Raw genomic sequence first — 12232 nt, 5'->3', positions numbered from 1 at the left:
AAACTACTTCCAAGTAAAATGTTATATAGATATATTATCATATCGAGTTCGAGTTTCAGTATAAATGCAACCTAGGAAATAGTGATGTATTTTTAAGTTTATTCAATAAGTACTCATTGAATAAAGGGTACTCCTGAATAAAGTTAAGCTGAAAAAAATGGGCTCATCACTAAAACGTGTGTTGATTTCCGTTCCGGCTGGGCGCTTTGTCGCTGCCGCTACGCTTTCGCGCAGATAAAACATTTGTTGTTGCTGTCGCTACGCTTTCGCACAGAGCAAAGCTTCCTGGGGGCGTCGGGGCAACAGGATGTTGGTCACGAAGGCGTTATCACAGGATGTGATGGTTTTAGCCTTCGTTCCTCTGACGCTGATCCCCGAGGAGTCGCCCAGCCTTCACTCCAATCAACTTTCATACATGGCATAGGTTTTAACAAATGTCATCCACAACTTTTGGTGAGGAGCCATTACTACTTGACTAGGATAATCTCAAGCGTTCGATGAGTAATTTAGCAATACCATCGTCATTATTGGTTGTCGTAATTTCGTTGGCAATATTTTTTAAAGCAGGGATGCCATTGCCCATTGCTACACCAATACCGGCATAATCAATCATTTCTAAATCATTGTCTTCATCACCGAATGCAATAATACGCTCGCGTGGGATACCTAAATCCTTTGCTACATGAGCGATACCTACAGCTTTATTTAAGCCACGGCGAACAATCTCAATAATATGAAGTGGCGCACCCCAACGACGATGTTCAATGACCTCTGCATGAACAGCATGTAAATGATCACGAATAATCATTGAATTCACGTCATTCGCTTGAATCAGTAAACTAGTAGGGTTATCAAGTAAATGGGTATAGAGATCCCCAAGAGTAATTTTAGGATTCCCCATATTAAATATATTTAATATCCTTGAATCCTCTGTATGCACATAAATATCGTCCTTAACCTCAGCAATAATATTTTCATATTCATAGCTATTGATAGAATCGACAACATCATGCACTACGCTTAAATCAATAGGAGTATGCTTAGTCTGCCAAGCAGCATTTTTTGGATGGTGGACGTAAGCACCATTAAAATTCACGATGGGCGTTGTAAGGCCAAGCTCGTGATAGTAAATATCACTCGCACGATAAGGACGACCGGTAGCAATCATAACTTGATGGCCTTGTTCCTTTGCCTGCAATAATGTTTTTTTAGTTTTTGCTGAAATTTGTTGTTGGTCCGTTAATAACGTACCATCTAAGTCCAAAACGATTAAATGCGGTTTCATAGCTCATTGCCCCTTTCTTATAATTTGAATAGTATCGTTTTGTAAACCATTCGTCAAAATTTTGTCACAGTGAAAAAAGTTTGCTAACATAAAGATGAGACAAAAGTTGGGAGTGACAAAGATGATTGTTGAGAAAGAATTGTGGGGAAACATTCCTTTATTACATATACATACGGAAAATATGAATGAAGAAACCCCGGTAGTAATTTTTTTACATGGTTTCACGAGTGCAAAAGAACATAACTTACATTATGCATATCAATTAGTAGGCAGAGGGGTGCGTGTCCTATTACCAGATGCAAAATTACATGGAGACCGTAGTGAAGGCCTGACTGAGATGCAATTGAGCTTACACTTTTGGGATATTGTTTTAAATTCTATTCATGAAGTTGAACAATTATATAATGAATTAAAGAATAAAAAATTATTAGTGAATGATCAAATTGGCGTTGCTGGTACATCAATGGGTGGAATTGTAACATCAGGTTGTTTAAAGCGTTATGATTGGATCAAAACAGCAGCAGTATGTATGGGTGCACCAAGTTTTACTAAATTAGCGGAGTATCAATTACAGCAATTCGCTAAAAACGGTGTGAATTTGCCAATGTCCGAAGAAGAAGTACAACAAACGAATGAACTTCTAGCTAAATATGATGTTAGTCTAACACCAGAAAAATTTGCAGGACGACCAGTTCTATTTTGGCATGGGGAGTTAGATAAAACTGTACCTTTCAATGAAACGTATAATTTTTATTTAACTTTACGTAAATATTATGTAACGAATCCAGAAAACTTGAAATTTTTAGCTAATAAGAAAGCAGGTCATGCTGTGTCACGTGATGGTATGCTAGCAGCAACTGAATGGCTTGCACAGCATTTGGCATAATAAGATGCATCTGCTATGATTAAGTTAACACTGTGACGGAAGGAGAAATACAGATGGATCAAGATATGAAAGACAGCATGTTCGGTGCATTAGAAAATGTAATTGACCCTGAGCTGGGTATTGATATCGTCAACTTAGGTTTAGTATATGATGTAGAGTTAGATGAAGAGGGTGCAGCAACCGTTACAATGACGTTAACGTCTATGGGCTGCCCAATGGGACCTGTTATTGTTGATCAAGTGAATACAGCATTAAGTGAGCTTCCAGAGGTAAAAAGTACAAATGTCAATATTGTATGGAATCCACCTTGGTCAAAAGATAGAATGTCACGCTATGCAAAAATGGCATTAGGTGTACGCTAAGTCCACTTAAAGCACAATGAAAAATCCCTGCTTATAACAGTAAGCGGGGATTTTTTTTGTCTAAAAACTAGTGTATTAACAAATTAAGATGGCATCTGAAAATAGGATATTTGGCAAAGCGAGAGGTTGATTTCCGTTCCGACTGGGCGCTTTCCTGGGGGCGTCCGATGAGCCGCTTCGCTGCGCTGCAGGGTCTCGGGCCAACATGATGTTGGTCACGAAGGCGTTATCACAGGATGTGATGGTTTTAGCCTTCGTTCCTCTATTGCTGATCCCCAAGGAGTCGCCCAGTCTCCACTCCAATCAACTGATTCACATTGCATGTATCCTCTGGTATGTCGTTTTAATGTAAGTGATAAAACGCAACTTTAGCAAAAGAGTTTCGTCTTGAGACAGCAACGACAATGTACAATTACGTCACTGTTTTAGGTCTATTCTGTTCAATTATGATGCGTCGTCATAGTGTCCAATTTTGAAATACATAAAATTTATAAAAGTTCTTCGGTATCGCTGATTGGAGTGGAAGGCTACTTGACTCCCGTGGGAAAGCGAGACAGGCGAGACCCTGAGGCCAACAGGATGTTGGTCACGAAGGCATTGTCACAGGAAGTGACGCATTTAGCCTTAGTTCCTTTAGCGGAGGAAGCGGCTCGACGCTCGCCCACAGGAAAGCGAGTAGCCTGGAACGGAAATCACCCCCTCGCTTTGCAGAAGTGCCATCATAATAGAACATAAAATCCCCGCTTATAACTCATAAGCGGGGATTTAACATGTAGCCTATTAATCAATACGACATATTTGTAACGGACAATTCTCACAGGCGATTTCATCCTTTAAAAATTTTAGATCGTGAATGGTTATGTAACCTTTTTCGAAAGATATAATATTGTGCTTCTTTAAGTCATTCAGCATGCGATTAATCATCTCTCGACTCGTCGCACATAAATTAGCGATTTCTGTATTTGTTAACGGGAAGTCAATATAAATAGTGCCATTTTCTAAAGGCTTCCCATAAGTATTCGAAAGACGGATAAGCGTTGAAAATAAAGCGCCCTTTTTCCCATTTAAAATCAAATCGCGCAAACGACTTTGATGCTTTAAATTTTCTGTTTGCAACCACTTCATATATTCCACCATTAAAATAGGTTGTTCCACTAGTAAAAGTTCCAATGATTCACGGCTTAGAACATATAAACTGGAGGGCTCTAATACTTTAGCAGTCATCGAATTATACGTAAGGTTACAAAATAATGAGCTTTCTCCAATGATACTATCAGGACCACAAATACGAATGGTTAATTCCTTCGCATTCTCGGTTTCCTGACTAATTGAGATAGCTCCTGTTTTTATATAATAAATTTCGTTCGCCCGTTTGCCCTCTAAAAAAATTTTACTATCCTTATTCACTTTAATAAAAACACCGTGCTTTTGAAAAAGATCGTGAAATTTCTCTTGTATATTATCCATAATAGCCATATCTTCAACACATCTCTTTCTTTTTGTAAAAATTGTTTAATTATTACAAAATCAGGTGAACAATTTACTAAATATAAGAAACAACATAGTTTTATTATAACGTAATTTTCCAGATATAAGTGAAGAAATTTTAGGGCTAATTCTTTGCTAAGGTTTGTCGTATGTTGTAAAATAAAGTTAGTCAAAAAAGGTCAAACATTTTTTACGAAATAGAATGGCAAACGGGATTCCGCTTAACATTATTGAAAAGGAGTGCTAAATATGCAATTTCAACAAACAAATGACAAAAAACCATTAGAACAATTCGGACGTAATTTAATAGAAGAAGTAAAAAACGGTAAAATGGACCCGGTTATCGGCCGTGATGAAGAAATTCGTAATGTCATTCGCATTTTAACACGCAAAACGAAAAATAACCCTGTCTTAATAGGTGAGCCGGGGGTTGGTAAAACAGCTATTGTAGAAGGATTAGCCCAACGTATAGTAAAGGGCGATGTTCCTGAAGGGTTAAAGGACTGCATACTGTATGAGTTGGATATGAGTGCCTTAATAGCAGGTGCTAGTTATCGTGGTCAATTTGAAGAGCGTTTAAAAGGTGTATTAAAAGAAGTAAAAGAATCAGAGGGGCGCATTATTTTATTTATCGATGAAATTCATACAATTGTTGGGGCAGGTAAAACGGATGGTGCAATGGACGCTGGGAATATGCTAAAGCCAATGCTTGCACGAGGTGAGCTACATTGTATTGGGGCTACAACATTAGATGAATACCGTATGTATATTGAAAAAGATCCTGCTTTAGAGCGTCGTTTCCAGCAGGTGCTTGTACGAGAGCCATCTATTGAAGATACAGTTTCCATATTACGAGGCTTGAAAGAGCGTTTTGAATTACATCATGCAGTACGTATTCATGACCGTGCGATTGTAGCGGCAGCAGAGCTTTCCAATCGCTATATTACAGAGCGTTTCCTACCAGATAAGGCGATCGATTTAATCGATGAAGCATGTGCGATGATTCGAACAGAAATTGATTCCATGCCACAGGAATTGGATGCGGTAACGCGCCGTATTATGCAGCTCGAAATTGAGGAGCAAGCATTGCGTAAAGAAAAAGACGAGGCAAGTAAAAAGCGTCTAGAGCAACTCAGTGAGGAATTAACAAAGCTCAAAGAATCCTCTGAGGGCATGCGTAAACAATGGGAAACCGAAAAAGAAGCGTTACATGGCATTCAGAAAAAGCGTGAAAAACTTGATAAATACCGCCGTGACTTAGATGAAGCAGAAAGTAAATATGATTTAAATAAAGCAGCTGAGCTACGTCATGGGAAAATTCCTACACTTGAAAAGGAAATTCAAGAGATGGAAAAACAATTAGAGAATGGTACGGAATCACGAATTTTACGTGAAGAGGTAACAGCTGATGAAATCGCATCAATCGTTTCGCGCTGGACAGGAATACCAGTGACGAAATTAGTAGAAGGTGAGCGTGAAAAATTACTGCGCTTAAAAGATACATTGCATGAGCGTGTAATTGGACAAGATAATGCTGTACAGCTTGTTACAGAAGCGGTATGGCGTGCTCGAGCAGGTATCAAGGATCCGCATCGACCAATTGGTAGCTTTTTATTCCTTGGTCCAACAGGTGTTGGTAAAACAGAGCTTGCGAAGGCACTAGCTGCACAGTTGTTTGATTCTGAGGATCATTTTATTCGCATTGATATGAGTGAGTATATGGAGAAACATAGCGTATCACGTCTTGTAGGGGCACCTCCAGGCTATGTTGGCTATGAGGAAGGTGGGCAATTAACAGAAGCTGTTCGCCGCAATCCATATTCAGTTGTATTATTAGATGAAATTGAAAAGGCCCATCCTGATGTAGCGAATATTTTACTACAAATTTTAGATGATGGGCGCATCACTGATAGTCAAGGGCGTATGGTTAACTTTACGAATGCAGTGGTCATTTTAACTTCTAATATTGGCTCAAGCTATTTAATGGAAGCAAAAGAAGACGATGCTGCTGTTGAAGATTTAGTGATGGCTGCACTACGTCAACATTTTAAACCAGAGCTATTAAATCGTATGGATGATATTATTATGTTCCATGCACTAACAGATGAGCATTTTACAGCCATTGCATGGAAATATATCGAACAGCTTGTCAAACGAGTTGCAGAGCAAGACATTACTTTACTAGTAGAACAAAATGTAGTTGATTGGGTTGTAGAACAAGGAGCAGATGCTCAGTTCGGCGCAAGACCATTAAAACGCTTCGTGCAACGTTATATTGAAACTGCGGTTGCAAAAGAATTGCTTCGAGGTGAGGTATTACCAGGAGAAACATTGCACATTAGAATGCATGATGGTCAATGTGTCGTTGAAAAATAACAAAAAAAACCTGTTCCGCATTGAGCGAAACAGGTTTTTTCTAGTTGAATTAATGATTGTCTGCAGCTTCTGGAGTTGATTCGTTTGGAATAACTGCACCGATAATGAAAACAAGAATTGTAAATACAACTGATGTGACAATAGCAGTTTCGAAATCAAAATCTACACCTAGTACAGAGCTTACTACGTAGTTTAACATTGAAACTAGTAGGAATGACCATATGAATGTTACGATATATCGCATTAATTTCACCTCAACCGAACTTTTTTATATCATTATCATATCATAACATAAATCGAAAAAAAAAGAACCTTTTCTGTGAAACATGGCGATTTTGTCACAACGATATCATCAATTGAGAACATTTTGGATGGTAAAATACTCGATTGGTTCATATCTATTTTCGATTTCTACTGTTTCCGAAAGTGAATCTTTTCTTAGCTTCTACATTAATGTGGAAACATGATTTTTAATTATTGTTGGCAGGTATGATTTTATAGAGTGATGCTATCTCATACTGAGGTGGCTTATCTGTGATGTGTTGGTCATTTTTAATTTGAAACTTTTTTACGTACCATTCGTATTATAAATAGACAATTCTAATTGATAGAACTGAAAAAAAGGGAGAAATGAATTTTTGAACCATTGAATGAAACAATTACTTTTTGTAATTTACTTGATTACCATTGCGGATGCGTATTACTCAACGTTGTTTATTGAACCAAAAACACCACCGCAGCACCAGACGATTAAAGCGTCTGCCATTACGTTGGAACAACTACGGTAGCAAACCTAACAAAAAGAGACGCACAACACGTCGTTTGAAACCTTCTGTGTTGCAACCCATCAAGCGATTTCTTCAGAGCACTATGGGTTCCAAAGAAAATGTGATCCTTAACGACCTATTAGAGAATAGTTTGGATATGCGTAGATTCATGCGAGAGTCACCTTTCATCTTTTTACGATATCGACTTTTACGTTGTTGATAATATATGTTAGCAATTGTTAGGCTAAAGCTGCAGATCTATTTGCAGCTTTTTTTCATTAACCGTCATTATTAAATTTTCAGCCTCACTTATCCCCCAAAATACGCTTTTTCCTGCATCAGCTCTAAAAGTTGTAGATGACATTTGTTAAATCGTTTGCCATGTATATAAGTTGATTGAAGACCCTTGATACTACTAGTTTTAAGACGTTAAAATTAATTCATCTTGCACCTCTCCTTAATTATGAGTTATAATTATGACCAGTTACTAATAATTGATAGTAAGAAAGCAGAGGGGTTGCTAAATGAACGCTGGTATTTTAGGAATTGCCAAATACGTTCCGGAGAAGGTCGTTACAAATTTTGATTTAGAAAAAATAATGGATACTTCGGATGAATGGATTCGAACTCGCACAGGGATTGAGCAACGTCATTTTGCTGCTGATGATCAGGAAACCTCAGATTTAGCAGTAGCTGCAGCAAAAGAGGCTATTGAAAAAGCGGGAATTTCACCAGAGGAAATAGGCTTAATCCTTGTAGCGACAGTAACACAAGATCAAAATTTTCCAAGTGTCGCATGTATGGTTCAGGAGCAAATTGGAGCAGTTAATGCAGCAGCGATGGACCAAGCGGCAGCTTGTGCAGGGTTTATATATAGTTTAGTGACGGCAAAGCAGTTTGTAGAATCAAATGCTTATAAATATGTCTTAGTAGTAGGTGTTGAAAAGCTGTCGAAAGTACTTGACTGGGAAGATCGTAATACCGCTGTGTTATTCGGTGACGGTGCAAGTGCGGCGATTGTTGGTCCAGTATCAGAAGGTAGAGGTATTTTATCATTTGAACTTGGTGCTGACGGTACGGGTGGAAAGAATTTGTATTTAACACAGCAAGATACAATTGCTATGAATGGCCGTGAAGTATTTAAATTTGCCGTTCGTCAAATGGGTGAATCTGCAATGAACGTTTTAGAAAAAGCAGGTTTAACAAAAGAAGACGTAGATTTTTTAGTGCCGCATCAGGCGAATATTCGAATTATGGAATCAGCTCGTGAGCGTCTAGAGTTACCACCGGAAAAAATGTCAAAAACGATTCACAAATATGGGAATACGTCGGCAGCATCTATTGGTATTTCCTTGGTAGATGAGCTTGAAGCAGGTAAGATAAAAGATGATGATATATTAGTACTTGTTGGATTTGGCGGGGGCTTAACATGGGGTGCCGTTACAATAAGATGGGGAAAATAATAACGAAAAATGCTTGAGGGGAGTAATACAATGAGTAAACGACGAGTAGTAATTACAGGAATTGGCGCAGTTACACCACTAGGAAATAGCATCGAAGAAACATGGACTAACATTAAAGCTGGAAAATCTGGCGTTGGCGAATTAACGCGTTTAAATAAAGATCTTTTCGCAGCAAAAATTGCTGCTGAAGTGAAAGATTTTAATATAGAAAAGTATATCGAACGTAAAGAAGCTCGTAAAATGGATCGCTTTACACAGTATGCTTTAGCAGCATCCATCATGGCGATGGAAGATGCACGATTAACAATCGATGAAGAGCTAGCACCACGTGCAGGTGTTTGGATTGGCTCTGGAATCGGTGGGATGGAAACATATGAACAACAATTTTTAACTTTCCAAGAGCGTGGAGCAAGAAGAGTAAGTCCATTCTTTATTCCAATGATGATTCCAGATATGGCTTCAGGCCAAGTGTCGATTCACTTTGGGGCAAAGGGCATTAACTCTTGTTCAGTAACTGCTTGTGCTTCAGGTACAAACTCTATTGGGGATGCTTTTAAAGTAATTGAACGTGGCGATGCAGATGTGATGATTTCTGGTGGTGCTGAGTCACCAATCGTTACGATGGCAGTAGCAGGTTTCTGCGCAAATACTGCTTTATCTTTAAATACAGATCCAGAAACAGCTTGCCGCCCATTCGATAAAAATCGCGATGGTTTCATTATCGGTGAAGGTGCGGGTATTGTTATTTTGGAAGAGTATGAGCACGCAAAAGCACGCGGTGCAAAAATTTATGCAGAAGTACTTGGCTATGGTGCAACAGGAGATGCACATCATATTACAGCTCCAGCTCCAGAAGGAGAAGGTGCTTCTCGTGCAATGATGCAAGCATTAACTGATGGCGGTGTAGAAGCTTCACAAGTTGACTATATTAACGCACATGGAACAAGTACACCATACAATGATTTATTTGAAACACAGGCAGTAAAAACTGTTTTTGGTGAACATGCCTATAAGCTTGCAATGAGTTCTACAAAATCAATGACAGGTCACTTATTAGGTGCAGCTGGTGGTGTTGAAGCTATTTTCACAGCGTTAGCACTTAAAGAAGGCATTTTGCCACCGACAATTAATTTAACAGACGCAGATCCAGAATGTGATTTGGATTATGTGCCGAATGAAGCTCGAAAAGCAGATATTCAATATGCAATGAGTAACTCACTTGGGTTTGGTGGACACAACGCTAGTCTACTATTCAAAAAAATCGAGGAATAATAAAGTAAAACTTTAATCAGTGGGAGCTTCATCTCCCACTGATTTTTAGTGTTCACCACCAAACGGGCTTTTATGGGCGGTTAATTAAGGTGTCATTATAGTAAATAAAGTAAGGCTCTTTTGCAAAACGAGTGGTTGATTTCCGTTCCGACTGGGCGCTTTGTTGCTGCCGCTTCGCTTTCGCACAGAGCAAAGCTTCCTGGGGGCGTCCGATGAGCCGCTTCGCTGCGCTGCAGGGTCCCATCTGTGACGCTGATCCCCAAGGAGTTGCCCAGCCTCCACTCCAATCAACCACTCAGCAGCAATAATAAAGGGTGTACAATCGCTTCACTGCTATAAGTTTATTCTGTCAAAAAAAACGTCAGCCTAATTTACGTGGCTGACGTCTTTTTTTATAGTTTTATGAATAGATGATAATTAAGAAGAAATAGAAAGGATGCCGTTATCTTGTTCCGACTCTTTTTATTTTTAATGAGCTACGGTTTATTAATTCTCTCCGTTGGGAATCTCATCTTGTATTTGAATTATCGGACACTCGGATATACCTGGATAGTTGTTTTTAAATTCATGGCACAAACAACGGCGTTTTATGTGGCAATTGGAGCAGCCATTGTGTTATGTGCTGTTGTGTTTGATCTTGGTTATGATAAAACTATAAACAAAGATAAGATGTAATGCTTAGATTACTCTTTTTTTGGCCAAGCTCTTACAAAAAATTTCAACAAAGGTACAGCATTTCTTCATTTCATGATAAATCTTTTGTCTTAGCGACGTGCACGACCAAGACCCATTGCTACTTCCATGCGTTTTAATGTAGCGCTAGCAATAGCATTTGCCTTTTCAGCACCTTCATCTAAAATGATGTCTAATTCTGATGATTCAACTAAGTTATAGAATTTCTCTTGAATTGGTGTCAGGTGATCAATAACTGTTGCTGCAACACCTTGTTTGAAACCACCATAGCCAACGCCTTCGTATTTTTTTACAAGATCGTCAATAGATACGCCTGAAATGGCAGATTCGATTGTTAGTAAATTAGAAACACCAGGTTTATTTTCCACATCAAATGCCACAATACCATCAGAGTCAGTAACAGCGGACTTAATTTTTTTCTCAATTTCTTTCGCTGAATCTAAAAGCTTGATAGTTGCTTTCGTATTTGGATCAGATTTACTCATTTTCTTTGTAGGCTCTTGTAGTGATTTGATACGAGCTCCTGCTTTTGGTAATTGAATTTCAGGAATCGTTAAAACGTCACCATAACGTTTGTTAAAACGCTCTGCTAGATCACGAGTAAGCTCAATGTGCTGCTTCTGATCATCACCGACAGGAACAATGTTTGTGTTATACAAAAGGATATCTGCTGCCATCAATGGTGGATATGTTAAAAGAGCGGCAGATACGCTTTCCTTACCGTGAGATTTATCCTTAAATTGTGTCATACGTTCAAGCTCACCAATCGATGCAACACATTGTAACATCCAGCCTGCCTGAGCATGAGCTGGCACTTCTGATTGAATAAATAATGTAGATTTTTTAGGATCGATGCCAGTAGCAATATACGTAGCTGCTAGGTTGCGAATATTTTGACGTAATTCTTTTGGATCTTGAGCCACTGTTATTGCATGCTGATCGACGATACAATAAACAGCATCTCCTTCATCTTGTAATGCAGGGAATTGCTTAAATGCACCTAAATAGTTCCCTAAAGTTACAATACCCGTTGGCTGTACGCCTGAAAAAATAGTTGTCATTGTCATTTCCTCCTTGAATTTCGTCCCTTAGACGTCGTTTTTACATAAGTACCAAAATAAAAAACATCATGCGTCCTCATTAGTTTTCTAATGAAGGGACGAATGATGTTTGAATCCGCGGTACCACCCAGCTTGCCTATAACGGCCACTCTTCTTCGTAACGTGAAGGGACGAGCTTTGCTAATAGACTTAAGTAAGAAACTAAGACGTTCACAAAGCTAACTCGGAAGTCCATTCCAAATGCTTACACGATCTGTTTGCAGCAACCACAGACTCTCTTAACGTGTAAAGGCAAATGTACTACTCTTCGTCAGCGTTTTTTAGCTCAATAACTGTCTGCCATCTGTATGGATGGCGAGGTGAATTCACCAAAGACATAATTGATTTATTGCAAAAAATTATATTATAAAGTCTCGGTGAAAAGCAAGTGTGTAAAGTCAGACTTTTGGCGGTGTTCTTTCACGGAAAAAAATTATATGCTACTTTTGCTGCTTTTTTATTTCAGTGTGGCAATAAATGGTTTCTGTCGAACGCGAAAGGCATTATAGCGATATCCTAAATAATATTTAGGTGTGGCTC

9 protein-coding genes and 1 other annotated feature are annotated in these 12232 nt (G+C 38.7%); of the genes, 5 read left to right on the top strand and 4 right to left on the bottom strand.

Features of this window, described 5'->3' with window-relative positions; all coding sequences use genetic code 11:
* Nucleotides 1-475 precede the first annotated feature (475 nt).
* Nucleotides 476-1285 (bottom strand): Cof-type HAD-IIB family hydrolase, encoded by an 810-nt coding sequence (locus tag ACQKMI_RS15175; protein ID WP_427490253.1) that lies wholly within the window; start codon nucleotides 1283-1285, stop codon nucleotides 476-478.
* 121 nt (nucleotides 1286-1406) lie between these two features.
* On the opposite strand from ACQKMI_RS15175, the gene ACQKMI_RS15170 reads away from it, so the two are divergent.
* Both ACQKMI_RS15170 and ACQKMI_RS15165 read left to right on the top strand, forming a co-directional pair.
* Nucleotides 1407-2171 (top strand): prolyl oligopeptidase family serine peptidase, encoded by a 765-nt coding sequence (locus ACQKMI_RS15170; RefSeq protein WP_427490251.1) that lies wholly within the window; start codon nucleotides 1407-1409, stop codon nucleotides 2169-2171.
* A 53-nt stretch (nucleotides 2172-2224) separates the two neighbouring features.
* A complete protein-coding gene (locus tag ACQKMI_RS15165) occupies nucleotides 2225-2533 on the top strand; it encodes a metal-sulfur cluster assembly factor (RefSeq protein ID WP_427490249.1) in 309 nt (102 codons plus the stop codon).
* Nucleotides 2534-3313: 780 nt separating this feature from the next.
* Here ACQKMI_RS15165 and ACQKMI_RS15160 read toward each other — a convergent pair.
* Nucleotides 3314-4000, bottom strand: a complete 687-nt coding sequence (locus tag ACQKMI_RS15160; RefSeq protein ID WP_427490247.1) for a Crp/Fnr family transcriptional regulator — start codon at nucleotides 3998-4000, stop codon at nucleotides 3314-3316.
* A gap of 270 nt (nucleotides 4001-4270) precedes the next feature.
* Here ACQKMI_RS15160 and ACQKMI_RS15155 point away from each other — a divergent pair, with 270 nt between their 5' ends.
* Complete coding sequence (locus tag ACQKMI_RS15155) at nucleotides 4271-6397, top strand: ATP-dependent Clp protease ATP-binding subunit (RefSeq protein WP_427490245.1); 2127 nt, start codon at nucleotides 4271-4273, stop codon at nucleotides 6395-6397.
* Nucleotides 6398-6446: 49 nt separating this feature from the next.
* Here ACQKMI_RS15155 and ACQKMI_RS15150 read toward each other — a convergent pair whose 3' ends face one another.
* Nucleotides 6447-6641, bottom strand: coding sequence for a YjzD family protein (locus ACQKMI_RS15150; protein WP_323645486.1), 195 nt, complete (start codon nucleotides 6639-6641; stop codon nucleotides 6447-6449).
* 1047 nt (nucleotides 6642-7688) lie between these two features.
* Here ACQKMI_RS15150 and ACQKMI_RS15145 point away from each other — a divergent pair.
* A complete protein-coding gene (locus tag ACQKMI_RS15145; RefSeq protein WP_427490243.1) occupies nucleotides 7689-8627 on the top strand; it encodes a beta-ketoacyl-ACP synthase III in 939 nt (312 codons plus the stop codon).
* Between the two features lie 30 nt (nucleotides 8628-8657).
* Nucleotides 8658-9899: a beta-ketoacyl-ACP synthase II gene (gene fabF / locus ACQKMI_RS15140; RefSeq protein WP_427490241.1), complete on the top strand. Its 1242-nt coding sequence runs from the start codon at nucleotides 8658-8660 to the stop codon at nucleotides 9897-9899.
* Nucleotides 9900-10663: 764 nt separating this feature from the next.
* On the opposite strand, the gene trpS is transcribed toward fabF, so the two are convergent.
* Nucleotides 10664-11653: a tryptophan--tRNA ligase gene (trpS, locus tag ACQKMI_RS15135; protein WP_427490239.1), complete on the bottom strand. Its 990-nt coding sequence runs from the start codon at nucleotides 11651-11653 to the stop codon at nucleotides 10664-10666.
* A 91-nt stretch (nucleotides 11654-11744) separates the two neighbouring features.
* Nucleotides 11745-11976: a binding site (T-box leader), on the bottom strand.
* Nucleotides 11977-12232 lie beyond the last annotated feature (256 nt).

It is taken from the genome of Lysinibacillus sp. NPDC097214, assembly GCF_050277945.1.
Taxonomy (GTDB): Bacteria; Bacillota; Bacilli; order Bacillales_A; family Planococcaceae; genus Lysinibacillus; species Lysinibacillus xylanilyticus_B.
The sequence above is the reverse complement of the archived record's forward strand: the minus strand, read 5'-3'. Positions and strand labels throughout refer to the sequence as shown.

Excerpts from the sequence above, each read along its gene's own strand:
- ACQKMI_RS15165 (WP_427490249.1), top strand. The coding sequence starts at position 2,225 with ATGGATCAAGATATGAAAGACAGCATGTTCGGTGCATTAGAAAATGTA.
- trpS (WP_427490239.1), bottom strand. The coding sequence starts at position 11,653 with ATGACAACTATTTTTTCAGGCGTACAGCCAACGGGTATTGTAACTTTA.
- ACQKMI_RS15175 (WP_427490253.1), bottom strand. The coding sequence starts at position 1,285 with ATGAAACCGCATTTAATCGTTTTGGACTTAGATGGTACGTTATTAACG.
- ACQKMI_RS15170 (WP_427490251.1), top strand. The coding sequence starts at position 1,407 with ATGATTGTTGAGAAAGAATTGTGGGGAAACATTCCTTTATTACATATA.
- fabF (WP_427490241.1), top strand. The coding sequence starts at position 8,658 with ATGAGTAAACGACGAGTAGTAATTACAGGAATTGGCGCAGTTACACCA.
- ACQKMI_RS15150 (WP_323645486.1), bottom strand. The coding sequence starts at position 6,641 with ATGCGATATATCGTAACATTCATATGGTCATTCCTACTAGTTTCAATG.
- ACQKMI_RS15145 (WP_427490243.1), top strand. The coding sequence starts at position 7,689 with ATGAACGCTGGTATTTTAGGAATTGCCAAATACGTTCCGGAGAAGGTC.
- ACQKMI_RS15160 (WP_427490247.1), bottom strand. The coding sequence starts at position 4,000 with ATGGATAATATACAAGAGAAATTTCACGATCTTTTTCAAAAGCACGGT.
- ACQKMI_RS15155 (WP_427490245.1), top strand. The coding sequence starts at position 4,271 with ATGCAATTTCAACAAACAAATGACAAAAAACCATTAGAACAATTCGGA.